Below are 23,578 nucleotides of genomic sequence, written 5' to 3'. Positions count from 1 at the left end.
TTTCGCCAGATCTCCAACGTGGTGAAAGAGTGGCACGGTCAGCGAAGCTGCCGATCTCCCCCCTTGTGGGGGAGATGTCCGGCAGGACAGAAGGGGGGCGCTGTCCCGCGGCCTGGCGGCCCGCGCGCATTAAACCGCAGGCTGGCTCAGCCGGGCAAAACCCTCCTGCCGGCGATACGGAAAATACGGATAGGCTGCGGTCACCGCGCTTGCTGCGTCGAGCGTCTTGATCTGGTCTGATGTCAATGACCAACCGACGGCACCAAGATTCTGGCGCAGCTGTTCCTCGGTGCGCGCGCCGATAATGACAGAGGCGACGGTCGGCCTCTGCAGCAACCAGTTGATGGCGATCTGCGGCACGGTCTTGCCGGTTTCCCTGGCCACGGCTTCGAGCGCATCGACAACCCTGTAGAGCAGCTCGTCTTCGACCGGCGGCCCGAAGCTTGCGGTGTCGTGCAGCCGGCTTTTTTCCGGCAGTGGCTCGCCGCGGCGGATCTTGCCGGTCAGGCGGCCCCAGCCGAGCGGGCTCCACACCAGCGCGCCAACGCCCTGGTCGAGGCCGAGCGGCATCAACTCCCATTCATAGTCGCGCCCGACCAGCGAATAGTAGACCTGATGGGCGACGTAGCGCGGGTAGCCGTGCTTGTCCGCCAGCCCGAGCGATTTCATCACTTGCCAGCCGGAAAAGTTGGAGACGCCGACATAGCGCAGCTTGCCGGCGCGCACGAGACTGTCCAGCGTCGACAGCACCTCCTCGATCGGCGTTGCGGCGTCGAAAGCATGCAGCTGCAGCAGGTCGATGTAATCGGTGCCGAGACGCTTGAGCGCGTCCTCGACCGCGTTGATGAGGCGCGAACGGGAGGACCCGGCATCATTGGGTCCGTCGCCCATCGGCAGCGAGGTCTTGGTCGAAATCAGCACGGCATCGCGGCGGCCCTTGACGGCCGCGCCGAGCACTTCCTCGGAGGCGCCGTTCGAATAGACGTCGGCGGTGTCGAATAGGTTGACGCCGGCCTCCAGGCAGATGTCGACCAGCCGCCGCGCTTCCGTCGCATCGCTGTTGCCCCAGGCGCCGAACAGCGGCCCCGAGCCGCCGAAGGTTCCAGCGCCGAACGAGAGCGCCGGAACCTTCAGGCCCGAGGCGCCAAGACGTCGATAATCCATCTTTTTCTCCTGTGATGTCTAAGGGGTTCGTCGGGTTGCTACGAGCGGGCAGATGCCGGTTCTCCAAGCGTCGGGCGATCGAGGCGCAGCGCCAGCCACGCCACGGCGAGCGCCGAGAGCGGCAGCAGGGCGGCGACCCAGGTGACGGCGCCGAGGCCGGGGCCATGCGCGATGACCATGCCGCCGAGCCAGGCGCCGGCGGCGTTGCCGAGGTTGAAGGCGGCGATGTTGAAGGACGAGGCGAGGCTCTGGCCGGCGCCTTCAGCCTTTTCCAGCACCCACATCTGCAGCGGCGCTACGGTGGCGAAGGCGGCGGCGCCGAGCAGGCCGACATGGATGACGGCCATCGCCCGGCTGTGCAGGGCGAAGGTCATCGTGCCGAGCACCAGCGCCAGCACAACGAGACTACCGAGGACGGAAGGCACCAGCCAGCGGTCGGCGAACTTGCCGCCGGCGAGATTGCCGGCGATGAGGCCGCCGCCGAAGACAAGCAGGATCGGCGACACCGCCGCTTCCGCAAAACCGGTGATCTCGGTCAGCAGGGGGGCGATATAGGTGAAGACGGCGAAGACGCCCGCATAGCCCAGCACGGTGACGGCGAAGCCAAGCAGAACCGGGGCGCGGCCGAGCAGGGCGAGATCGTCGCGCAGGTCGCTCTTTTCCAGCGCTGCCGGGCTGCGCGGCACCAGCAGGAGAATGATGGCGAAGGCGACGATGCCGACCAGGGTTACAGCCCAGAAGGTCGCCCGCCAGCCGAAGGCCTGGCCGAGCCAGGTGCCGAAGGGCACGCCGAGGATGTTGGCGATGGTCAGGCCGGTGAACATCAGGGCGATCGCCGAGGCCTTCCTGTTGGGAGCGACCAGCCCGGTCGCAACCACCGCACCAACGCCGAAGAAGGTGCCGTGGGCGAAGGCGGTGAGCACGCGGGCAGCCATCAGCGTCCAGTAGTCGGGGGCCAGCGCGCAGGCGAGGTTGCCCAGCGTGAAAACCGCCATCAGCGCCAGAAGCACGGTCTTGCGCGGCCAGCGGCCGGTGGCGATCGTCAGCAGCGGCGCGCCGATGACGACGCCCAGCGCATAGCCGGAGATCAACTGGCCGGCGGCCGAGATCGAGACGCCGAGATCGGCGCTGACGTCGAGCAGCAGGCCCATGATGACGAATTCGGTGACACCGATGCCGAACGCACCAGCGGCGAGAGCATAAAGTGCAAGAGGCATTGCGGTTCCCACTCCGATGACAGCAGTTTTGACGACAGGACGCCGTGTCCTCCTGCGCCCCGACCCGGAAGATCGTGTTGCCATGTGCTGTGAACCAGCCTTGCGTCGGGCACATTGTCTGTGAAATAGATTCACGAATGGCGAGGCCTGACATCAACCGCTCCGGCGAGATCGAAGTGTTTGTCCGTGTCGTCGAAGCGGGCAGTTTTTCGGCTGCGGCGCGGATGCTGCGGATGACGCCGTCGGCGGTGAGCAAGCTGATTGCGCGGCTTGAGGCGCGGCTTGGCGCGCGGCTGATCAGCCGTTCGACGCGCAAGCTCCAATTGACTCCAGAAGGCGCGGCCTTCTTCGACAGCGGCGTGCGCATCCTGGCCGACATGGCGGCAGCCGAGCGCGAGGCGGCGGCCGGTGCTGCGCCGCGCGGCCGGCTGCGGGTCAACAGCTACGTGCCGTTCGGGCAGCACCGGCTGATCCCGCTCTTGCCGCGCTTTCTCGAACGCTATCCGGAAATCGCCATCGATCTGGTTTTGACCGACAATGTCATCGACCTGATGGAGGAGCGCGCCGATGTCGCCATCCGCGCCGGGCCGCTCGGCGAATCACGTTTGGTGGCGCGCAAGCTCGGGCAGAGCCGGCTGGTCGTCGTCGCCGCGCCATCGTACATCAGGACGCATGGCGCGCTCCAAACGCCGGCCGATCTCGATCATCACAACCGGATGGGTTTCTGCTTCGTGCGCCATGTCGACGGCTGGCCCTTCGTCGCTGCGGCCGGCGACGCCTTCATCGTCCCGATCACCGGAAACGCGCTGGTCAGCGACGGCGAGGCGATGCGGCTGATGGCGCTTTCGGGCACTGGCATCGCCCGGCTGGCGCGCTGGCATGTCGAGCCCGACATCGCCGCCGGCCGGCTGGTCCCGCTTCTGGAGGACTTCAACCCCGGCGACGAGGAGCTTACCCACGCTGTTTACGTCGGCCAGGGCAAACATTTGCCGGCCCGAGTGCGGGCCTTTCTCGACTTTCTGGTCGAGACGGTCCGGCTGAGCTGAGCCCAAGAAAGATCGGGAGCCCGCCGGCTCCCGAAATCGAAGATGAGTTTTACTTCTTCTCCGCAAAGGGCGCCGGACGCCGGCCAGCCGCCTGGCGCTCGAGCATCCAGCCCGGATATTCGGATGGCAGCGCGCTGACTTCGTCGAGACGAGCAAGATCGTCGCTGTCGAGCTTCAACGCGGTGGCGGCAAGGTTCTGTTCGAGCTGCTCCATGCGGCTGGCGCCGATGATCACGCTCATCACGAAAGGCTTGGCCAAGACATAGCCAAGTGCCACCGTGGCGACGCTGACGCCGTGCTTGCCGGCGATCTCGCGCATGACGGCGACCGCCGCCCAGGCGCGGTCTTCATTGACCGGCGGGAAATTGAAGCTGGCGCGGCGGCCCTCGCCATTGCCAGGCGCGCCGGGTCCGTATTTGCCGGAAAGCAGCCCGCCCGCCATCGGCGACCAGACCATCAGCCCAAGCTTCTCCTCGTTGAGCAGCGGCACGATCTCGCGCTCCAGATCGCGGCCGGCGATCGAATAGTAGGACTGGACCGTCTCAAAACGGGCAAAGCCCTTGCGTTCGGCGATGCCCAATGCCTTGGCGATGCGCCAGGCCGCCCAGTTCGAGACGCCGACATAGCGGACCTTACCGCTGGCAACCAGATCGTCGAGCGCCCTGAGCGTCTCGTCGATCGGCGTTACCGCGTCGGTGCCGTGCAGCTGATAGAGATCGATATGGTCCAGTTGCAGCCGTTCGAGACTGCCGTCGACCGAATCTATGATGTGGCCGCGCGAGGAGCCGCGCTGGTTGGGGCCGTCGCCCATGGCGCCATGGACTTTGGTGGCGATGATCACGTCCTGCCGCTCGATGCCGAGATTGCGCAGCGACTGGCCGAGAAACCGTTCCGATGCGCCGAAGGAATAGACATCGGCCGTGTCGAAGAAATTGATGCCGGCGGCGAGCGAGCGCTGGACGATCCTGTCGACGCCATCCTGGTCGAGGCTGGCGATCAGGCCCCATTGGTTGTTTTGGTCGGCGGCGCCGAAGGTCATGGTGCCGAGACACAGTTCGGAGACAAACATCCCCGTGTTTCCAAGTTGATTGTAACGCATGGTGGCTCCGGAAAGTTTTGGAATGATCCGGTCGATATAGGAACGATACGTTTCGTTTCCACTTGTTGGCGTAACGGCCGGGTGGCTCTGGACCAACTGTCCGCTAGCGGCTGCCGAAGATCGCCGAGCCGACCCTGATGCTGGTTGCACCGAAGGCGATCGCGGTTTCATAGTCGCCGGACATGCCCATCGAAAGCGCCTCCACCCCTGCCTCCGTGCTGAGCTTTTCCAGCAGCGCGAAATGCGGGCCGGGATTCTCATCGGCCGGCGGAATGCACATCAGGCCTTCGATGGCGAGACCATGGACCTCGCGGCAGCGCGTAACGAAGGGTACGGCTTCGCGCGGCTCGATCCCTGCCTTTTGCGGTTCCGAGCCGGTGTTGACCTGAACGTAGAGTTTTGGTGACCGGCCTTGCCTGGCGATTTCCTTGGCGAGTTCGGCGGCGATCTTCTCGCGATCGACCGTCTCGATGACGTCGAACAGGGCGACTGCTTCCTTCGCCTTGTTCGACTGCAGCGGACCGATCAGGTGCAGCTCGATGTCGGGGAAGGCTTGCTTCAGCGCTGGCCATTTGGCTTGTGCTTCCTGGACGCGGTTCTCGCCGAAGACGCGCTGGCCGGCGTCGATGACCGGGCGGATATCGTCGGCGCTGAAGGTCTTCGAGACCGCGACCAGCGTCACCGCGCCGGCTTGCCGTCCTGCCTCGCGCTCGGCGGCGGCGATCCTCGCCTTGACCGTGAAAAACTGTTCGACGGCGCTCGCCATGCCTATATCCTGACTCTGGTTTTAGTCCTGGCCGGGGCGTCGCAGTTGACGGGTCCGGCAATCCATGGTGAACACCGCGACGACATTTCCTGAGCCGCCGGGCATGTCCGGCTGTTCGCGCATGCTTTTTAAGTGAAAAACATCCAATGGCAACCGAACGATACAATCCGCGCGCATCAGAGCCCAAATGGCAGAAGGCCTGGGACGCCAAGAAGCTGTTCGAGGCTGACAACGACGACCCGCGTCCGAAATACTACGTGCTCGAGATGTTTCCGTATCCGTCGGGGCGCATCCATATCGGCCATACCCGCAACTACACGATGGGCGACGTGGTGGCGCGCTACAAGCGGGCCAAGGGTTTCAACGTGCTGCACCCGATGGGCTGGGACGCCTTCGGCATGCCGGCCGAGAACGCGGCGATGCAGAACAAGGTTCATCCCAAGGACTGGACCTATCAGAACATCGCCGCCATGCGCGAGCAGCTCAAGGTCATGGGCCTGTCGCTCGACTGGGCGCGCGAATTCGCCACCTGCGATGTCGACTACTACCACCGCCAGCAGATGCTGTTCCTCGATTTCGTCGAGAAGGGGCTGGTGACGCGCAAATCCTCCAAGGTCAACTGGGATCCGGAGGACATGACGGTGCTTGCCAACGAGCAGGTCATCGACGGACGCGGCTGGCGCTCCGGTGCGCTGGTCGAACAGCGCGAGCTGACGCAGTGGTTCTTCAAGATCACCGACTATGCGCAGGACCTGCTGGACTCGCTGGAGGGCCTCGACGAGTGGCCAGAAAAAGTCAAGCTGATGCAGGCGAACTGGATCGGCCGTTCGGAAGGCCTGCTGATCCGCTGGCCGCTGGCCGCGCCGATTGCTGGCGAGGATGAGCTGGAGGTCTACACGACGCGGCCTGACACCATCTTCGGCGCCTCCTTCATGGCGGTCGCAGTTGACCATCCACTGGCCAAGAAGGCGGCCGAAAACAATCCGGCGCTGGCCAAGTTCATCGACGAGGTTCGCCACATGGGCACTTCGGTGGCGGCGCTGGAAACGGCCGAAAAAAAGGGCATGGATACCGGTATACGAGTCGTCCATCCGTTCGACGCGAACTGGACGCTGCCTGTCTATGTCGCCAATTTCGTGCTGATGGAGTACGGCACCGGCGCCATATTCGGTTGCCCGTCCGGTGACCAGCGCGACCTCGACTTCGCTAACCGATATGGCCTGCCGGTCATTCCGGTGGTGATACCGGAAGGCGAGAACCAAGGAAATTTCCAGATCATTGATGAGGCCTATGTCGGCGACGGCGTGATGATCAATTCGCGCTTCCTCGACGGCATGAAGCCTGATCAGGCGTTCGATGAGGTGGCGAAGCTGCTGGAACAAAAGACCATCGGCAATCGGCCGATGGCCGAGCGCAAGGTCAACTTCCGCCTGCGCGACTGGGGCATTTCGCGCCAGCGCTACTGGGGCTGCCCGATCCCGATGATCCACTGCGAGGATTGCGGCGTGGTGCCGGTGCCGAAGGCGGACCTGCCGGTCAGGCTGCCGGACGATATCGAGTTCGACCGGCCGGGCAATCCGCTCGACCGCCATCCGACATGGCGGCATGTCAAATGCCCGCAATGCGGCAAGGATGCACGCCGTGAAACCGACACGATGGACACTTTCGTCGATTCGTCCTGGTATTTCGCCCGCTTCACCGCACCCTGGGCGAACGATCCGACCGATCCCAAGGCAGCGACCGAATGGCTGCCGGTCGACCAGTATATTGGCGGCATCGAGCACGCCATTCTGCACCTGCTCTATTCGCGCTTCTTCACCCGCGCCATGCGCGAGACCGGCCATGTCGATCTCGCCGAGCCGTTCAGGGGCCTGTTCACGCAAGGCATGGTGGTGCACGAGACCTATCGGGTCGGCAGTGGATCGAACAGCCGCTGGCTTGCTCCCAGCGAGGTGCGGCTGGAAGACGTCGACGGCAAGCGCCGCGCCATCGAAATCGCGACCGGCGAAGAGGCGGTGATCGGCCCGCTCGAAAAAATGTCGAAGTCGAAGAAGAACACAGTGAGCCCGGAAGAGATCACCGACGGCTACGGCGCCGACACCGCGCGCTGGTTCATGCTGTCGGACTCGCCGCCCGAGCGTGACGTCGAATGGACCGACGAGGGTGCCGCCGGCGCGCACCGCTTCATCCAGCGTATCTGGCGCCTGGTGTCGACGGCTGCCGAATCGCTCGCCGGAATCCGACCGGCAGCGGCGAAGGAGGGCGAGGCAGGGACTGTTTCCAAGGCCGCGCACAAGGCGTTGAAATCGGTCGGCGAGGATACTGAAAAGCTCGCCTTCAACCGCGCCATTGCCCGCATCTACGAGCTCGCCAATGCGCTCACCACGCCGCTCAACGAGGCGGCCGAAGGCAAGGCCGATCCGGCGCTCAAGGCTGCCTGCCGGCAGGCCGTCGACATCCTCGTCCATCTGATTGCGCCGGTCATGCCGCATTTGGCCGAGGAATGCTGGCAGACGCTCGGCGGTACCGATCTGGTCGCCGAACGGCCTTGGCCCGTCTATGATCCGGCGCTTGTCGTCGACAGCGAGATCGTGCTGCCGGTTCAGGTCAACGGCAAGAAGCGCGGCGATTTGACAATTGCCCGCGACGCGGACCAAGGTGCCGTCGAAAAAGCGGTTCTGGCTCTCGACTTCGTGCAGAAAGCGCTTGAAGGTAGGGCACCGCGCAAGGTGATCATCGTCCCGCAGAGGATCGTCAATGTGGTTGCCTGATCCGAGGAAGAAAGAAGTGACGCATTTGCTGCGCCGTATAACGCTGTATGGCCTGGTCGCTTCGGTTGCGCTGGTTTCGGCCTGCACGGTGCGCCCGCTCTATTCGAGCGCGCCGCTGTCGGCCGGCTCGCAAGTCGGGGCTGCCGCCGAACTCGGGTCCATCTCGGTCAAACCGGTCAACACCCGTTACGCCCAGCAGGTCCGCAACAATCTGATCTTCGCGCTCGGCCAGGGTGCGGGCGAGCCGGCGTCCCCCGCCTATTCGCTCGATCTCGGCGTTACCGAACTTGTTGAATCCGCTGCAACCGTGCAAATCACGACCGATGACGACGAGCCAACGGCGGGCACGGTGACACTGACCGCGAATTATCTCCTGACCGACGCCAGGACCGGCAAGACCATCGCGACCGGCAAGCGCTCGATAGCGTCGTCCTTCGACAGGCCGCGTCAGGAGTTTGCCTCCTACCGGGCGCAAATCGACGCCGAGAACCGCGCGGCGCGCGAGCTGGCGGATCTGCTGCGCCTGTCGATCGCGCAGGATCTGGTCAAGCACGGCAAGACAGTGGCCGGTTAGAATTTTTCGGCTTGGGCCGAGACGTTCCGGTTACCGCCCAGGCCTGATTGCTGGCGCAAAAAAAGGCCGATTGCTCGGCCTTTTTTATGTGAACACCGCGTCTTGATTTCAGCCGATTGTCTGGCCGGTCTTGGCCCAGTCGGCGAGGAATTGCTCCAGGCCCTTGTCGGTCAGCGGGTGCTTGACCAGCGCCTTCAGCGTCGCCGGCGGCGCGGTGATGACGTCGGCACCGATCAGTGCGGCCTGCTTGACATGGTTCACCGTGCGCACCGAGGCGGTCAGGATCTCGGTCTGGAAATCATAATTGTCGTAGATGGTTCGGATATCCGCAATCAGCTCCATGCCGTCCCAGCCGCTGTCGTCGATGCGGCCGACGAAGGGCGAGATGAAGGAGGCACCGGCCTTGGCGGCGAGCAGCGCCTGGGTGGCCGAGAAGCACAGCGTAACATTGACCATGCGGCCGTCCGACCGGATGTCCTTGCAGGCCCTCAGGCCGTCGAGCGTCAGCGGCACCTTGATGCAGACATTATCGGCGATCCTTGCCAGGATCTTGGCCTCCGCCATCATGTCCTTGTATTCGGTGGCGACGACTTCGGCCGAGACCGGTCCCTTGACGATCTCGCAGATCTCTCTTGTGACGTCGGCGATCTTGCCGCCGGATTTGAGGATCAGCGAAGGATTGGTGGTGACGCCGTCGAGCAGCCCCAAATCATTCAGTTCACGGATTTCCTTGACATCGGCGGTGTCGACAAAAAATTTCATGACGGTCTCCTGAAGATTTTTATCGCATCGGCCCGAAAATCGAATCGATTTTCGGAAGCACGATGCGAGGTTTAAAGTTCTAGAGCGTACTTTGTGCGTCCGGATGGACGCACGTCGCTCTAGTGCGTGTCATGCACATTTGGGGTCGGACTTTGATCTAGACCAAAGTCGGGGCAAGGTCACGCCTCATGATCGAAGATTCGCCCTTTGTCGCGGCCGCACCGGTGCTGGTGCCGATGCCCGCCGAGCGCCCCTACACCTATGCCGTGCCCGCCGGCATGCGCGTGGTGCCGGGCTCGATCGTGCGCGTTCCGCTCGGCCCGCGCCAGGTCGCCGGCATCGTCTGGGACGGAGCCGTCGAAAAGGTCGATGCCAAAAAACTGCGCCCGATCGAGCAGGTCTTCGACTGCCCGCCCATCGACCGCGCTATGCGCCGCTTCGTCGACTGGATCGCGCAATACACGCTGTCGCCGCCCGGCATGGTGGCGCGTATGCTGCTGCGGGCGCCGGAGGCCTTCGACCCGGAACCGTGGATCGAAGGGCTGCAACGCACCTTGGCCAGACCCGACCGTGTGACGGATGCGAGGATGCGCGTGCTGGAGACAGCCGAAGGCGGGCTCGCCTGGACGCGGTCCGGGCTGGCGCATGCGGCCGGCGTGTCGTCGACGGTGATCGACGGGCTGAAGGCGCAAGGCGTGTTCGAGACCGTCATGATCCCGCCGCGACCGGTGGTCGCAGCACCCGACCCAGGCCACGCCCAGCCATCGCTGATGCCGGACCAGCGCGATGCAGCCGAGATGCTGCACAGCAATGTCGCGGCCGGCGCATTCGGCGTCACGCTGCTCGACGGGGTGACCGGATCGGGCAAGACCGAGGTCTATTTCGAGGCGGTGTCGGCGGCGCTCGACCGCGGCAAGCAGGTGCTGATCCTGCTGCCGGAGATCGCGCTGACCCACGCCTTCCTCGAGCGCTTCCAGGAACGGTTCGGCGCCAAGCCGGCCGAATGGCACTCGGACCTGCCGCCAAGGATGCGCGAGCGTGTCTGGCGGCAGGTGGCGGAGGGTGGCGTGCGCGTCGTTGCCGGCGCGCGTTCGGCGCTGTTTTTGCCGTTCAGGGAGCTTGGGCTGATCGTCGTCGACGAGGAGCACGACCCCGCCTACAAGCAGGAAGACCGCGTCTTCTACAATGCCCGCGACATGGCGGTGGTGCGCGGCCACATCGGCGGCTTTCCGGTCGTGCTCGCCTCGGCGACACCGTCGGTCGAAAGCCGGGTCAATGCGAGCCAAGGCCGCTATAGCAGGGCGGTGCTTTCGGCGCGCTTTGCCGAGGCGGCGCTTCCCGACCTGAAGACGATCGACATGCGCCGCGCCCCGCCGGCACGCGGCGGCTTCCTGTCGCCGGTGCTGCTTGGCCATATGCGCCAGACACTGGAGAAGAAGGAACAGTCACTGCTGTTCCTCAACCGGCGCGGCTATGCGCCGCTGACGCTGTGCCGGGTCTGCGGCCATCGCTTCGGTTGCCCGGTCTGCTCGGCCTGGCTGGTCGAGCACCGCTTTCGCGGCCAGCTCGTCTGCCACCATTGCGGGCACAATGAGCGGCGGCCCGAGGCCTGCCCGGAATGCGGCACGCTCGACCATCTGGTCGCCTGCGGGCCGGGCGTCGAGCGCATCGCCGAAGAGGTCGTCGCGCATTTCCCCGACGCCCGCACCATCGTCCTGTCGTCCGACCTGATGGGCGGCGTGCGGCGGCTGAGGCTGGAGCTTGAAGCCATCGCAAATGGCGAGGCCGACATCGTCATCGGCACGCAGCTCGTCGCCAAGGGCCACAATTTCCCCAACATGACACTGGTTGGCGTGGTCGACGCCGACCTCGGCCTGGCCAATGGCGATCCGCGCGCCGCCGAACGCACCTTCCAGCTACTCAGCCAGGTGACCGGCCGCGCCGGCCGCACCGGCAAGAAGAGCCTTGGCCTGCTGCAGACCTTCCAGCCCGACCACCCGGTCATGCGGGCGATCGTCTCCGGCGACGCCGAGGCTTTTTACGAGCGCGAAATCGCTGAGCGCGAACGGGCGGTGCTGCCGCCTTTCGGCCGGCTCGCCGGCGTCATCGTCAGTGCTGCGACGCGGGCGGAAGCGGAGGGCCATGCGCGGGGTTTGCGGCGCGCCGCACCTCAGGCCGCCGATCTGTTCGTGCTCGGCCCGGCCGAGGCGCCGCTGTCGCTGATCGGCGGCCGCCATCGCTTTCGCCTGCTGATCCAGGGCGAGCGGCGCGCCGACATGCAAGGGTTCATCCGCACCATGCTGGCCGAGGGACCGAAGCTGCGGGGCTCGGTGCGCGTGCAGGTCGACATCGACCCGCAGAGCTTTTTGTGAGGCGTTTGGAGTTAGTCTAGTCGGCCGCAGGCGGGTCTTGCAATATATTCCAGCACCACACCTCGAGCGCCTCACTCCCTGTGTGGTCTCATGTGGTCATAATGCATAGCGTTCCATAAAGGAGGAACAGCCCGTCATGAAGCTCTTGGTACGACGCGCATCTATACCGAGGCGGCGGTCGTGTTCGCGTTGGACTGATGCGCGCCCGTAATTCGTGACGCGCATCTGGCGCATGGCTCTTGCTTCGCTAGAATGCCCGAAATTTCGAAACAGCCATTTGCGAGGGGACAGTATGGAATTTACGTTTCCGTGGCCGATGAGCCAGGGCGAGTGGCTGGCGTGGTCGAGCGCCGTCGTGACCTTGCTGTTCGGGCTGATGTTGTTCCTGGCGCCGGCACTGGCTTTCCGGATACTCAGACTGCAGGTCAAGCCCGAAAAGGCGGCGGCGATCGCCGAAGGGCGCGGCAGGATGTCAGGCTTCTATCTCGGCGTCGGCCTGTGCTGCATTCTGCTGGCGCAACCGCTGCTCTACATGGCGCTTGGCTTTTCCTGGCTGTTCACCGCCTTCGGTCGCCTGCTGTCGATGATGTCGGACAGCGCCAACACACCTTTCAACTGGGCGTCCATCGTGGTCGAACTGGTGCTGGCGGCGCTGCCGCTTGCCTTCGCTTTCGGCTTTGTGCCTTGAATCAAAGGCTAATTCGGGACCGGCGGTCGAACCGCGCCGCCGGATGCGACAATAGTGCCTGAAAACCATGCGGGGCGACGCATTGCGGTCTTAAAATGCCTGTGCTAGACGGCAATCGACTTTCGGCCGGGGATAGCGGAAGCCGCGTCTTCGTGCTTGGAAAAATGCAGTAAGGTCAAAGATTTAGCCAGAGTTTTCGCTCGCGCCAATAATCTGCGGCCTGTCAGACAAGAGAAAAGACGGTCCGTGGCCCAATCGTCATCGCCAATCTCAGGTGTCGCAGAGCGCTATGCGGGTTCGCTGTTCGAGCTCGCGCTCCAGGCGAATTCGGTCGGCCAGGTCGAGGCCGACCTCAACAGTTTCGCGGCGATGCTCGAAGGCAGTGCTGATCTGACCCGCCTGATCAATAGCCCGGTGTTCTCCAGCGAGGACCAGGCCAAGGCCATTGCGGCGATCGCCGACAAGGCAGGGATCACCGGCCTCACCGGCAATTTCCTGCGCGTCGTCGCCCAGAACCGCCGTCTGTTCGCCATTCCCGGCATGATCAAGGCATTCCGCCAGATCGCCGCCGAGCATCGTGGCGAGACCGCCGCTGAAGTGACCTCGGCGCATGCGCTGACCGACGCCCAGCAAACCGAGCTGAAGGCGGCGCTGAAAAGCGTTGCCGGCAAGGATGTCGCGATCACCGTGACCGTCGATCCGTCGTTGCTCGGCGGGCTGGTGGTCAAGATAGGCTCGCGCCAGATCGATACGTCGCTCAAAACCAAACTCAATTCGCTCAAGCTTGCACTGAAAGAGGTCGGCTGATGGACATCCGCGCCGCGGAAATTTCCGCAATTCTGAAAGACCAGATCAAGAATTTCGGCAAGGAGGCCGAGGTCTCCGAAGTCGGCCAGGTTCTGTCCGTCGGTGACGGCATCGCCCGCGTCTACGGCCTCGACAATGTCCAGGCCGGCGAGATGGTCGAATTCCCCGGCGGCATCCGCGGCATGGCGCTCAATCTCGAAGCTGACAATGTCGGCGTCGTCATCTTCGGCGCCGACCGAGACATCAAGGAAGGCGATATCGTCAAGCGCACCGGCGCCATCGTCGATACGCCGGTCGGCATGGGCCTGCTCGGCCGCGTCGTCGATGCGCTCGGCAACCCGATCGACGGCAAGGGCCCGATCCAGGCGACCGAGCGCAAGCGCGTCGACGTCAAGGCGCCCGGCATCATTCCGCGCAAATCGGTGAACGAGCCGATGTCGACCGGCCTCAAGGCCATCGATGCGCTGATCCCGGTCGGCCGCGGCCAGCGCGAGCTGGTCATCGGCGATCGCCAGACCGGCAAGACCGCGATCATCCTCGACACAATGCTCAACCAGAAATCGGTGCACGAGCACGGCCCGGAGAAGGAAAAGCTCTACTGCGTCTACGTCGCCGTCGGCCAGAAGCGCTCGACCGTTGCGCAGTTCGTGAAAGTTCTCGAAGAGCGCGGCGCGCTCGATTATTCGATCATCATCGCCGCCACCGCTTCCGATCCGGCGCCGATGCAGTTCCTGGCGCCGTTCACCGCCTGCACGATGGGCGAATATTTCCGCGACAACGGCATGCACGCGCTGATCAGCTACGACGATCTGTCGAAGCAGGCCGTCGCCTATCGCCAGATGTCGCTGCTGCTGCGCCGCCCGCCTGGCCGCGAAGCCTATCCGGGCGACGTCTTCTACCTTCATTCGCGCCTGCTGGAGCGGGCCGCCAAGCTCAATGACGACAATGGCGGCGGCTCGTTGACGGCTCTGCCGATCATCGAGACCCAGGCCAACGACGTGTCGGCCTATATCCCGACCAACGTCATCTCGATCACCGACGGCCAGATCTTCCTGGAAACCAATCTGTTCTTCCAGGGCGTCCGCCCGGCGGTCAATGTCGGCCTGTCGGTGTCGCGCGTCGGCTCCTCGGCGCAGATCAAGGCGATGAAGCAGGTCGCCGGCTCCATCAAGGGCGAGCTCGCGCAGTACCGCGAAATGGCGGCCTTCGCCCAGTTCGGCTCCGACCTCGACGCCGCGACGCAGCGCCTGCTCAACCGCGGTGCACGCCTGACCGAACTCCTGAAGCAGCCGCAGTTCTCGCCGCTCAGGGTCGAAGAACAGGTCGCGGTGATCTTCGCCGGCGTCAACGGCTATCTCGACAAGTTGGCGATCGACCAGGTCAGCAAATTCGAGCATGGCTTGCTCAGCCACATGCGCTCGGCCGGCAAGGAGGTGCTCGACGGCATCCGCAAGGAGAAGGCGCTGTCGGACGATCTGCGCGCCAAGCTGAAGGCGGAGATCGACACCTTCGCCAAGACCTTTGCTTGAACGACGGCCGGACGGACGGGATCAGGTTTGAAGCATGCCTTCACTAAAAGACCTTCGTAACCGTATCGCCTCGGTCAAGGCGACGCAGAAGATCACCAAGGCGATGCAGATGGTCGCCGCGGCGAAGCTGCGCCGCGCGCAGGAGGCGGCGGAAGCAGCGCGCCCCTATTCGGAGCGCATGGGCGCGGTGCTGGCCAACATCACCCAGGCGATCGGCGGCGGCGGCGAGGCCCCGGCGCTGATGACCGGCACCGGCAAGGACGACGTGCATCTGCTCGTCGTCTGCACCGCCGAGCGTGGTCTGTGCGGCGGCTTCAATTCGCAGATCGCACGCCTTGCCCGCGACCACATCCGCAAGCTTTTGGCCGACGGGAAACAGGTCAAGATCATCTGCGTCGGCAAGAAGGGGTTCGACATCCTGCGTCGCGACTATGCGGCGCTGATCCTCGAGCGCGTCGACTTGCGCGAGGTGAAGACGCTGGGCTTCGTCAATGCCGATGGCATTGCCAAGAAGGTCATCCAGCTCTTCAACGAGGGCGGCTTCGACATCTGCACGCTGTTTTACTCGCAGTTCAAATCGGTGATCAGCCAGATCCCGACAACCCAGCAGATCATCCCGGCAGGCGTGCCTACCGCTACCGCCGAAGCGACGGACGGCGGCAGTGCCGTCTATGAATACGAGCCGGAGCCGGGCGAAATCCTCTCCGATCTCATTCCGCGCAACATTTCCGTACAGGTTTTTCGCGCCCTGCTCGAAAACGCCGCCGGCGAGATGGGCGCCAAGATGAGCGCCATGGACAATGCGACGCGCAACGCAGGCGACATGATCAACAAATTGTCGATCACCTACAACCGCCAGCGGCAGGCGCAGATCACCAAGGAATTGATCGAAATCATTTCGGGCGCCGAGGCGCTCTAGGCGCGTTCCCATGAAGGTCGGCGACCTTCAGGCGGATCGCGTGAGAAACAAAGAGACGAAAAGGGTAAAGACGATGGCGAAAGCAGCGACCCCCCAGAAGGCGGCCCCGAAGACCGCCGCGACGGCGGCAGCACCGGCAAAGGCTCCGGCAGCGGCAGCGAAGGCGGCTCCGGCCAAGAAGGCGGCAGCGCCCGCCAAGGCTGCCGCGGCGAAGGCGCCGACCGTTGCCATCAACAAGACCGGCTTGGCCGGCAAGGTTCGCCAGGTCATCGGCGCCGTTGTCGACGTGCAGTTCGGCGAACATCTGCCGGCGATCCTGAACGCCCTGGAAACGTCCAATGTCGGCAATCGTCTCGTGCTCGAGGTGGCTCAGCATCTCGGCGAGAACACGGTGCGCTGCATCGCCATGGACTCGACCGAAGGTCTGGTTCGCGGCCAGGACGTCTATGACACCGGCGCGCCGATCACCGTGCCGGTCGGTCCGGGCATGCTCGGCCGCATCATCAACGTCATCGGCGAGCCGGTCGACGAGGCAGGCCCGGTCGATGGCATCGAGATGCGCTCCATCCACCAGCCGGCGCCGACCTATGTCGAGCAGTCGACGGAAGCACAAATCCTGGTCACCGGCATCAAGGTTCTCGACCTGCTGGCACCCTATGCCCGCGGCGGCAAGATCGGCCTGTTCGGCGGCGCCGGCGTCGGCAAGACGGTGCTGATCCAGGAATTGATCAACAACGTCGCCAAGGCGCATGGCGGCTTCTCGGTGTTCGCCGGCGTCGGTGAGCGCACCCGCGAAGGCAACGATCTCTATCATGAGTTCATCGAGTCCGGCGTCAACAAGAAGGGCGGCGGCGAAGGATCCAAGGCGGCGCTCGTCTATGGCCAGATGAACGAGCCGCCGGGCGCGCGCGCCCGCGTCGGCCTGACCGGCCTGACTGTTGCCGAATATTTCCGCGACCAGGGCCAGGACGTGCTGTTCTTCGTCGACAACATCTTCCGCTTCACGCAGGCGGGCTCCGAAGTGTCGGCGCTGCTCGGCCGTATCCCCTCGGCCGTGGGCTATCAGCCGACGCTGGCCACCGACATGGGCGCGCTGCAGGAGCGCATCACGACGACGACCAAGGGCTCGATCACCTCGGTGCAGGCTATCTACGTGCCGGCCGACGATCTAACCGACCCGGCGCCGGCGACCTCGTTCGCCCACCTTGACGCGACGACCGTGCTCAACCGCGCGATCTCGGAAAAGGGCATCTATCCGGCCGTCGATCCGCTCGATTCGACCTCGCGCATGCTCGACCCGATGGTCGTCGGCGAAGAGCACTACCAGGTCGCCCGCCAGGTGCAGTCGATCCTGCAGCGCTACAAGTCGCTGCAGGACATCATCGCCATCCTGGGCATGGACGAGCTGTCGGAAGAGGACAAGCAGACGGTGGCCCGCGCCCGCAAGATCGAGCGCTTCCTGTCGCAGCCCTTCTTCGTCGCCGAAGTGTTCACCGGCGCGCCGGGCAAGCTGGTCGATCTCGCCGACACCATCAAGGGCTTCAAGGGCCTCTGCAACGGCGACTACGACCACCTGCCGGAAGCCGCCTTCTACATGGTCGGCGGCATCGAAGAAGCGGTCGAGAAGGCACAGCGCCTGGCGGCCGAAGCGGCGTGATTGGTGAATGGTCAATAGTGAATTGTGAATGGGGAGCAGCGGACAGGAAATCGAGGCTGAGTGAAGGTCTTTCGGACCATTCACCATTCACCATTCACCATTCGCTGAGTTGATCATGCCTGAAGCTTTCAAATTCGAACTGGTCTCGCCGGAGCGCCTGCTGGTTTCCGAGCAGGTCGAATCCGTCGTCATTCCCGGCGCCGAAGGCGAAATGACCGTCATGGCCCATCACGCGCCGGTCATGACCACGATCAAGCCCGGCGTCGTCACGGTGAAGACCGCAGAAGGCAAGGCAGAGCGCTACGTCGTGTTCGGCGGCTTTGCCGACATTGTTCCGGCCGGCTGCACGCTGCTGGCCGAATCGGCTGTAGCCGTCGGCGACATCGACCGCGCCGACCTCGCCCGTCGTATCCAGGAAGCCAGGGAAGACGTCGCCGACGCCAAGGACGACGAGACGCGCAGCAAGGCCGAGCAGTTCCTTAGCCAGCTCACCACACTCGAAGGCGCGATTTTGCCGGCATAGGGCGGGGCGCCCTCTTGCCTTCTCCCCTTGTGAGGGCTTTGCACGGGGCCGAAGTTTGGCGCAGATGGCGCATGGGGCGTTTTTTGAACCGCAATCAAGCCACATTGGCCCGGTTGCAGGGCATTTTTGCCCGCCTCGGGGCCCCAATCGCCCCCCGGCGGATTTTGGGCAGACTCCGCCCCTTCATCCCGGCTTCCTCACCGGGAAGAGGACGGCCGCCGCCCGTTGCAGATTGTAGCCGCAGCCGGCAAGCACGCACTGCGTCCGGTTGGTCGCCAGGTTGAAGAAGCGCAGCCGCCGCATGCCGTAGCGCTGCTTGAACACCGCAAACGGCCGCTCCACCGCCGCCCGCACCTTGGAGATCAGGCGGTTGCGCTGCTTCTGGCGCGGCGTCAGCGGATGGTGCTTGTTGGGCCGATGCATCAACCGGTCCTTGATGCCGGCCTGCTTAAGCCGGGCATGCCGGGCATGGGTGTAATAGGCCTGGTCGCCATAGGCCGCCTCCTCGTCGCCGCAGATCAACGTGTCGGCCGGCTCGGTGTCGGTGATCGAAGCATCGGTGAAGTGCATCCGCCGGATCAGCGTGTGAGCCTCGTCGACGCCGTTGTGCACCTTATAGCCGAACACCGTCTTTTTGCCCTGCGTCCCCAACGCGCATCGGGGTCGGCCGATGGCCTCGCCGACGTCTCCTCACCCTTCTTCGGCTTCGCCGGTGGGCGGGCGGCGGCCCGCATGAACGATGCATCAATCAGCGTGCCGCGCTTGAGGATCAGGGCCTTCTGCTCAAACTGCCGGGTGATCTCTTCGAACACCCGATCAATCAGCCCGTCGCGCTTCAGCTCTTCGCGGAAGCGCCACAGCGTCGAATGGTCCGGCGTGCGGTCCGACAGGCTGAAGCCGGCAAAGCGGCGGAACGACAGCCGGTCGCGCAGTTGCATCTCAAGGGCGGGGTCGCTGAGATTGTTCCACACGCCCAAAAACAGACAGCGCAGCAATGTCTCGGCTGGATAGCTGGTGTTGCCCTTGCCCGGCCCGCTGCGCTGACCAAGAAGTGCCCGGATCGGCATCCAGTCGATGACGGTCGCAATCTGGTCGAGCTGCGTCGTATCCGACCACGCCAGCCCGTCCGCCAGACTCAGTTGACCAAGAACACGATCGACCATCCGAATCATCTCCCTCTCTTCCTTGCCCACGGAATCACCAATCCGATTCTGTGCAAAGCCCTCCTTGTGGGAGAAGGTGGATTGGCGCGCAGCGCCAAGACGGAAGAGGGGTGTTGGACGGAGTGCTGTCGGCGCCAAGCTGGAGCACCCCTCATCCGACCTCGCTTCGCGAGGCCACCTTCTCCCACAAGGGGAGAAGGTAAGTGCCTCAGCCTGTTCGCGATCTACCGCGCGCATGGCGCGTTGCAGGCCGGCCTCAGAGCTTTTCGCCCTCAATGCCCAGCGCTGTGAAAGCAGCAGCCACGCCGCCCTGGCGCAGGCGTTCGAGATGGGCGGCCGCGAGGTCGATCAGCGTCAGGCGCTCGGCACCGCCCTTGGCGAAGCCGGCCAGGTCGAACACCGCCACCACCGCTTCGCCAGCCGGCAGATGCCGAGTGTCGAGTGCGGCCAAAGCCAAGTCGAGCGGGTCGGTGAAGTGGTTTTCCGGCAAGGCTTTGCCGCGCGCCTCGCAAGCCGCGATCCAGGCGGCCACCACCAGCATCAGATAGGCGGGCGGGGCACCGTTACTCATCCGCTCCATTGCCGAGGCAATGATGCGCTGAGGCAGTTTCTGGCTGCCATCATTGGCGATCTGCGCCGTCCGATGGGCGAGCGCGGTGTTCGAATAACGCTTGGCGAGCTGGGCCGTGTAGTCGGTCGTGTCGAGCCCGGCGTCTTTCGGCAGTGTCGTGATCGCCTCGGCCCACAATCCGTCGACGAATTGCCGGATCGCCGGATCGGCGAAGGCGCGGTCGACCGTCTCATAGCCGCTGAGCAGGCCAAGATAGGCGATCGCCGAATGCGAGCCGTTGAGCAGGCGCAGTTTCATGTCCTCGAACGGCCCGACGTCACCGACCATGGTGACGCCGAACCTTTCCCAGGCGGGCCTGCCCGCCGGGAAATCGTCTTCGACCACCCATTGGCAGAACGGCTCGGTCATGACAGGCCAGGCGTCGACGACGCCGAGCTGGCCCGATATCCGTGCCCGGTCGGCATCGGTGGTCGCCGGCACGATGCGATCGACCATGCTCGACGGAAATGCCACCTCGTCAGCGATGTGGCGGGCGAGATCGGTACCGCGCAAAGCGCCGAATTCGACCAGCAGCCGGCGCAGCGTGGCGCCATTGGCAGGGAGATTGTCGCAGCACAGCACGGTGAATGGCTGGATACCGGCGACGCGGCGGCGCGCAAGCGATTCGGCCAGAAAACCATGCGCCGTCCGCGGCATTCGCGGGTTGGCCAAATCGTGGACGATGTCGGGATGGGCTGTGTCCAGTCCGCCACCCGCCGCCCTGAGATAGGCTTTTTCGGTGATCGTCAGTGTGACGATGGCGGTGCGCGGATCAGTCAGCGCGGCCAGCACCGCACCGGGATCTTCCGGCGCCACCAGCATCGACAGGATCGAGCCGACGACGCGCAGGCTTTCGCTGTCGCTGCTCCTGACCGCCAGCGTGTAAAGTCCGTCCTGCGGCGCCAGCGCGTCGCGTGTGTCGGCGCTTCGCAGCGAGACGCCGACAATGCCCCAATCCGTTTCTCCTGCCTCCAGGCAGTCGTCGACATAGGCTGCCTGATGGGCGCGGTGGAATGCGCCGACGCCGAGATGGACGATGCCGGGTACGACACGGTTGCGGTCGTATCCGGGGACCGCGACCGAAGCCGGTAATGCCTGCCGCGTGCTGTTGGAAAGGCGTCTGTCTGTCATCGTGCGATGGGTCTGATCGAGCTCGTGCCGGGCGTGGCCAGCATGCGGCGTAGCATCCGTTTCGTTCCCGCACAATGGGCTGAGGCCGCGTTAAAGTCATCATACAACAATCTATTTTTTGTATGTTGACATTATTTCTTTGCGATCCTACCGATGGCCGGGTTGGGAGGAACGACGTGGCCGCATTGACCGATCCGGATCTGCTGTTTCCCTCGGAGGCGCGTCCGCTGTCGCTCGCCCGCGATCTCTACGCCGCTGTCAAGGATCTGCCGATCGTCAGCCCGCACGGTCACACCGATCCGCGCTGGTATGCGCTCAACGAGGCGTTTTCCGATCCAGCGCAATTGCTTGTTGTGCCGGACCATTACATCTTCCGCATGCTGTTCAGCCAGGGCGTCCGGCTCGAGGATCTCGGCGTGCCAACGCTCGACGGCTCACCGGTGGAGACCGACGGCAGGACGATCTGGCGCCGCTTCGCCGAGCACTATTATCTGTTCCGCGGCACGCCGACGCGGTTATGGCTCGACCATGTGCTTGCCTACCTGTTCGGCATCGAAGAGCCGCTGACGGCCGCAACCGCCGACGCCCACTACGACACGATCTCGACCTTGCTGCAGTGGGAGAATTTTCGCCCGCGAGCCCTGTTCGAGCGCTTCAACATTGAGGTCATCGCGACGACCGAAGGCGCGCTCGACGATCTCAGATGGCACCAGATGATCCGCGACAGCGGCTGGGAGGGCCGCGTCGTCACCGCCTATCGGCCGGACGCCGTCGTCGATCCCGATTTCGAAGGCTTTTCTGCCAATCTCGATCGGCTCGGCGACATCACCGGCTGCGACACCGGCAGCTGGGCCGGCTATCTCGATGCGCATCGCCAGAGAAGGGCCTTCTTCAAAAGTTTTGGCGCGACCGCGTCGGATCACGGCCATCCGACAGCGGAGACCGCCAATCTGTCGGATGCCGCCGCGCAGGAGCTGTTCAACTGCATCCGCCGGGGCTCGGACGACGAGCGTGAGCGAAAACTGTTTCGCGCCCAGATGGTGACCGAGATGGCCAAGATGAGCCGCGACGATGGGCTCGTCCTGCAGATCCATCCCGGCTCCTGGCGCAATCATTCGCCTGCCGTCTTCCACAAGTTCGGCAGGGACAAGGGTTTCGATATCCCGACCAGAACCGACTATGTGACGGCGCTGAAGCCGCTGCTCGATTGCGTCGGGCTGGAGCGCGACGTCACCGTCATCCTCTTCACGCTCGATGAGACCAGCTATGCGCGCGAACTGGCGCCGCTCGCCGGCGTCTATCCGGCGCTGAAGCTCGGGCCGGCCTGGTGGTTCCACGACAGCCCGGAGGGCATGCGCCGGTTCCGCGAGATGACCACCGAGACAGCCGGCTTCTACAACACCGTCGGCTTCAACGACGACACCCGCGCCTTTCCATCCATCCCAGCTCGCCACGATGTGGCGCGTCGGGTCGATTGCGCCTTTCTTGCGCGTCTCGTCGCCGAGCACCGGCTCCGCGAGGACGAGGCGCACGAGCTGGCGCAGGAACTTGCCTATACGCTCGCGAAAAAGGCGTACCGGCTCTAACGGCGCTTGCCGCCATCGTTCAAACGGGAGGAACCAATGCTGCATTTTTCTAGACTGGCGGGAGCTACGCTACTGGCCGCCGCACTGATGGCCGGAACGGCAAGCGCCCAGACGGTCCTGCGCTCGTCCGACACGCACCCGGACGGCTATCCGACGGTCGAGGCTGTCAAATATTTTGGCGAGCTGGTGAAGGAGCGTACGGCCGGCCGCTATTCGGTCGATGTCTATCATTCCGCGCAACTCGGCGAGGAAAAGGACACGATCGAGCAGGTGCGCTCCGGCGTGATCGACCTCAACCGCGTCTCGATGGCGCCGTTCAACGGACTCATCCCCGAAACCACCGTGCCCTCGCTGCCCTACATCTTCCGCTCGGAAGACCATATGCACAAGGTCATGGACGGACCAGTCGGCGACCAGATCGCGGCGGCGTTCGAACAGGTCGGGCTGGTGCTGCTCGCCTTTTATGACGGCGGCGCGCGCTCCTTCTACAATTCGAAGAAGCCGATCAACACTGTAGCCGATATGGCCGGCTTGAAATTCCGCGTCATCCAGTCCGACATCTTCGTCGACATGGTGGCCGCACTCGGCGCCAACGCGACGCCGATGCCGTATGGCGAGGTGTATTCGGCGATCGAAACCGGGGTCATCGACGGCGCGGAGAACAATTTTCCGAGCTACGACACCGCCAAGCATGCGGAAGTCGCCAAGCACTATTCGCTCGACGAGCACACGATGGTGCCGGAAGCCTTTGTCATGGCGAAGTCGAGCTGGGACAAGCTGACGCCGGAAGACCAGGCGATCTTCAAAGCGGCCGCCAAGGAAAGCGTCGCCAAGCAGCGTGAGCTGTGGGCCGCCAAGGTCAAGGAATCGCGTGCCAAGGTCGAGGCGGCCGGTTCGCAGATCACGACGCCGGACAAGCAGCCCTTCATCGACGCGATGGGACCGGTCTACGAAAAGCACGTCAAGGACGACAAGCTGAAGGCGATGGTCGAAGCCATTAGGGCCGTGCAGTGATCAGCGGGGGGGGGGGGGGGGGGCGCCCCCCCCCCCCGGGGGGGGGGGGGGGGGGGGGGGGGGGGGGGGGCGGGGGGGGGGGGGGGGGGGGGGGGGGGGGGGCGGGGGGGGGGGGGGGGGGGGGGGGGGGGGGGGGGGGGCGGGGGGGGGGGGGGGGGGGGGGGGGGGGGGGGGGGGGGG

General features: G+C 64.5%; 21 protein-coding genes. 12 read left to right on the top strand and 9 right to left on the bottom strand.

Features of this window, described 5'->3' with window-relative positions; translation table 11 throughout:
• Positions 1 to 129: 129 nt before the first annotated feature.
• Both AC0L2K_RS00105 and AC0L2K_RS00100 read right to left on the bottom strand, forming a co-directional pair.
• Positions 130 to 1,164: an aldo/keto reductase gene (locus AC0L2K_RS00105; protein WP_128168592.1), complete on the bottom strand. Its 1,035-nt coding sequence runs from the start codon at positions 1,162 to 1,164 to the stop codon at positions 130 to 132.
• A 38-nt stretch (positions 1,165 to 1,202) separates the two neighbouring features.
• Complete coding sequence (locus AC0L2K_RS00100; RefSeq protein WP_128173617.1) at positions 1,203 to 2,381, bottom strand: MFS transporter; 1,179 nt, start codon at positions 2,379 to 2,381, stop codon at positions 1,203 to 1,205.
• Between the two features lie 137 nt (positions 2,382 to 2,518).
• Here AC0L2K_RS00100 and AC0L2K_RS00095 point away from each other — a divergent pair, with 137 nt between their 5' ends.
• Positions 2,519 to 3,427: a LysR family transcriptional regulator gene (locus tag AC0L2K_RS00095; RefSeq protein WP_023800095.1), complete on the top strand. Its 909-nt coding sequence runs from the start codon at positions 2,519 to 2,521 to the stop codon at positions 3,425 to 3,427.
• A gap of 49 nt (positions 3,428 to 3,476) precedes the next feature.
• Here the strand turns inward: AC0L2K_RS00095 and AC0L2K_RS00090 are convergent, their stop codons facing one another.
• Both AC0L2K_RS00090 and AC0L2K_RS00085 read right to left on the bottom strand, forming a co-directional pair.
• On the bottom strand, positions 3,477 to 4,526 hold the full coding sequence (locus AC0L2K_RS00090) for an aldo/keto reductase (protein ID WP_128173615.1): 1,050 nt from the start codon (positions 4,524 to 4,526) through the stop codon (positions 3,477 to 3,479).
• Between the two features lie 103 nt (positions 4,527 to 4,629).
• On the bottom strand, positions 4,630 to 5,292 hold the full coding sequence (locus AC0L2K_RS00085) for a YggS family pyridoxal phosphate-dependent enzyme (protein WP_023800093.1): 663 nt from the start codon (positions 5,290 to 5,292) through the stop codon (positions 4,630 to 4,632).
• Between the two features lie 146 nt (positions 5,293 to 5,438).
• Here AC0L2K_RS00085 and leuS point away from each other — a divergent pair, with 146 nt between their 5' ends.
• Both leuS and AC0L2K_RS00075 read left to right on the top strand, forming a co-directional pair.
• On the top strand, positions 5,439 to 8,063 hold the full coding sequence (gene leuS, locus AC0L2K_RS00080) for a leucine--tRNA ligase (RefSeq protein ID WP_287171783.1): 2,625 nt from the start codon (positions 5,439 to 5,441) through the stop codon (positions 8,061 to 8,063).
• Complete coding sequence (locus tag AC0L2K_RS00075) at positions 8,050 to 8,637, top strand: LPS assembly lipoprotein LptE (RefSeq protein WP_287171782.1); 588 nt, start codon at positions 8,050 to 8,052, stop codon at positions 8,635 to 8,637. The genes leuS and AC0L2K_RS00075 overlap by 14 nt, the downstream gene beginning before the upstream one ends.
• A gap of 108 nt (positions 8,638 to 8,745) precedes the next feature.
• On the opposite strand, the gene fsa is transcribed toward AC0L2K_RS00075, so the two are convergent.
• Positions 8,746 to 9,399, bottom strand: a complete 654-nt coding sequence (gene fsa / locus AC0L2K_RS00070) for a fructose-6-phosphate aldolase (protein WP_023800090.1) — start codon at positions 9,397 to 9,399, stop codon at positions 8,746 to 8,748.
• Positions 9,400 to 9,587: 188 nt separating this feature from the next.
• Here fsa and AC0L2K_RS00065 point away from each other — a divergent pair, with 188 nt between their 5' ends.
• From AC0L2K_RS00065 to AC0L2K_RS00035, 7 genes are all read left to right on the top strand, one after another.
• On the top strand, positions 9,588 to 11,771 hold the full coding sequence (locus AC0L2K_RS00065) for a primosomal protein N' (RefSeq protein ID WP_287171781.1): 2,184 nt from the start codon (positions 9,588 to 9,590) through the stop codon (positions 11,769 to 11,771).
• A gap of 292 nt (positions 11,772 to 12,063) precedes the next feature.
• The gene (locus tag AC0L2K_RS00060) at positions 12,064 to 12,459 is read left to right on the top strand and encodes an AGROH133_08824 family phage infection protein (RefSeq protein ID WP_287171780.1); all 396 of its coding nucleotides are present in this window, start codon (positions 12,064 to 12,066) and stop codon (positions 12,457 to 12,459) included.
• Positions 12,460 to 12,705: 246 nt separating this feature from the next.
• The gene (locus tag AC0L2K_RS00055; protein ID WP_023800087.1) at positions 12,706 to 13,266 is read left to right on the top strand and encodes a F0F1 ATP synthase subunit delta; all 561 of its coding nucleotides are present in this window, start codon (positions 12,706 to 12,708) and stop codon (positions 13,264 to 13,266) included.
• Entirely contained in the window at positions 13,266 to 14,795 is a 1,530-nt protein-coding gene (gene atpA / locus AC0L2K_RS00050; RefSeq protein WP_023800086.1) for a F0F1 ATP synthase subunit alpha, read from the top strand. The genes AC0L2K_RS00055 and atpA overlap by 1 nt, the downstream gene beginning before the upstream one ends.
• Positions 14,796 to 14,829: 34 nt before the next feature.
• A complete protein-coding gene (locus AC0L2K_RS00045) occupies positions 14,830 to 15,714 on the top strand; it encodes a F0F1 ATP synthase subunit gamma (protein WP_023800085.1) in 885 nt (294 codons plus the stop codon).
• Positions 15,715 to 15,787: 73 nt separating this feature from the next.
• On the top strand, positions 15,788 to 17,371 hold the full coding sequence (atpD, locus tag AC0L2K_RS00040) for a F0F1 ATP synthase subunit beta (protein WP_027154564.1): 1,584 nt from the start codon (positions 15,788 to 15,790) through the stop codon (positions 17,369 to 17,371).
• A 115-nt stretch (positions 17,372 to 17,486) separates the two neighbouring features.
• Entirely contained in the window at positions 17,487 to 17,894 is a 408-nt protein-coding gene (locus AC0L2K_RS00035; protein ID WP_027154563.1) for a F0F1 ATP synthase subunit epsilon, read from the top strand.
• 183 nt (positions 17,895 to 18,077) lie between these two features.
• On the opposite strand, the gene AC0L2K_RS00030 is transcribed toward AC0L2K_RS00035, so the two are convergent.
• The 3 genes from AC0L2K_RS00030 to AC0L2K_RS00020 form a co-directional block, all read right to left on the bottom strand.
• Positions 18,078 to 18,521, bottom strand: coding sequence for a transposase (locus tag AC0L2K_RS00030; RefSeq protein ID WP_473530288.1), 444 nt, complete (start codon positions 18,519 to 18,521; stop codon positions 18,078 to 18,080).
• Positions 18,473 to 19,087: a transposase gene (locus tag AC0L2K_RS00025; protein WP_473530287.1), complete on the bottom strand. Its 615-nt coding sequence runs from the start codon at positions 19,085 to 19,087 to the stop codon at positions 18,473 to 18,475. The genes AC0L2K_RS00030 and AC0L2K_RS00025 overlap by 49 nt, the downstream gene beginning before the upstream one ends.
• A 226-nt stretch (positions 19,088 to 19,313) precedes the next feature.
• Entirely contained in the window at positions 19,314 to 20,798 is a 1,485-nt protein-coding gene (locus AC0L2K_RS00020) for a mannitol dehydrogenase family protein (RefSeq protein ID WP_473530286.1), read from the bottom strand.
• Between the two features lie 176 nt (positions 20,799 to 20,974).
• On the opposite strand from AC0L2K_RS00020, the gene uxaC reads away from it, so the two are divergent.
• Both uxaC and AC0L2K_RS00010 read left to right on the top strand, forming a co-directional pair.
• The gene (gene uxaC, locus AC0L2K_RS00015; protein WP_473530285.1) at positions 20,975 to 22,384 is read left to right on the top strand and encodes a glucuronate isomerase; all 1,410 of its coding nucleotides are present in this window, start codon (positions 20,975 to 20,977) and stop codon (positions 22,382 to 22,384) included.
• Positions 22,385 to 22,420: 36 nt separating this feature from the next.
• The gene (locus tag AC0L2K_RS00010; RefSeq protein WP_287050659.1) at positions 22,421 to 23,398 is read left to right on the top strand and encodes a TRAP transporter substrate-binding protein; all 978 of its coding nucleotides are present in this window, start codon (positions 22,421 to 22,423) and stop codon (positions 23,396 to 23,398) included.
• Here the strand turns inward: AC0L2K_RS00010 and AC0L2K_RS00005 are convergent.
• On the bottom strand, positions 23,399 to 23,578 hold a 180-nt coding region (locus tag AC0L2K_RS00005), incomplete at its 5' end, for a hypothetical protein (RefSeq protein WP_473530284.1).

This window comes from Mesorhizobium sp. WSM4817, from assembly GCF_055811135.1.
This window is presented reverse-complemented; position numbering and strand designations above follow the sequence as displayed.

Bases quoted from the DNA above. Each gene is read 5' to 3' on its own strand.
- AC0L2K_RS00105 (WP_128168592.1), bottom strand. From the start codon at position 1,164: ATGGATTATCGACGTCTTGGCGCCTCGGGCCTGAAGGTTCCGGCGCTC.
- AC0L2K_RS00100 (WP_128173617.1), bottom strand. From the start codon at position 2,381: ATGCCTCTTGCACTTTATGCTCTCGCCGCTGGTGCGTTCGGCATCGGT.
- AC0L2K_RS00095 (WP_023800095.1), top strand. From the start codon at position 2,519: ATGGCGAGGCCTGACATCAACCGCTCCGGCGAGATCGAAGTGTTTGTC.
- AC0L2K_RS00090 (WP_128173615.1), bottom strand. From the start codon at position 4,526: ATGCGTTACAATCAACTTGGAAACACGGGGATGTTTGTCTCCGAACTG.
- AC0L2K_RS00085 (WP_023800093.1), bottom strand. From the start codon at position 5,292: ATGGCGAGCGCCGTCGAACAGTTTTTCACGGTCAAGGCGAGGATCGCC.
- leuS (WP_287171783.1), top strand. From the start codon at position 5,439: ATGGCAACCGAACGATACAATCCGCGCGCATCAGAGCCCAAATGGCAG.
- AC0L2K_RS00075 (WP_287171782.1), top strand. From the start codon at position 8,050: ATGTGGTTGCCTGATCCGAGGAAGAAAGAAGTGACGCATTTGCTGCGC.
- fsa (WP_023800090.1), bottom strand. From the start codon at position 9,399: ATGAAATTTTTTGTCGACACCGCCGATGTCAAGGAAATCCGTGAACTG.
- AC0L2K_RS00065 (WP_287171781.1), top strand. From the start codon at position 9,588: ATGATCGAAGATTCGCCCTTTGTCGCGGCCGCACCGGTGCTGGTGCCG.
- AC0L2K_RS00060 (WP_287171780.1), top strand. From the start codon at position 12,064: ATGGAATTTACGTTTCCGTGGCCGATGAGCCAGGGCGAGTGGCTGGCG.
- atpA (WP_023800086.1), top strand. From the start codon at position 13,266: ATGGACATCCGCGCCGCGGAAATTTCCGCAATTCTGAAAGACCAGATC.
- AC0L2K_RS00045 (WP_023800085.1), top strand. From the start codon at position 14,830: ATGCCTTCACTAAAAGACCTTCGTAACCGTATCGCCTCGGTCAAGGCG.
- atpD (WP_027154564.1), top strand. From the start codon at position 15,788: ATGGCGAAAGCAGCGACCCCCCAGAAGGCGGCCCCGAAGACCGCCGCG.
- AC0L2K_RS00035 (WP_027154563.1), top strand. From the start codon at position 17,487: ATGCCTGAAGCTTTCAAATTCGAACTGGTCTCGCCGGAGCGCCTGCTG.
- AC0L2K_RS00020 (WP_473530286.1), bottom strand. From the start codon at position 20,798: ATGACAGACAGACGCCTTTCCAACAGCACGCGGCAGGCATTACCGGCT.
- AC0L2K_RS00010 (WP_287050659.1), top strand. From the start codon at position 22,421: ATGCTGCATTTTTCTAGACTGGCGGGAGCTACGCTACTGGCCGCCGCA.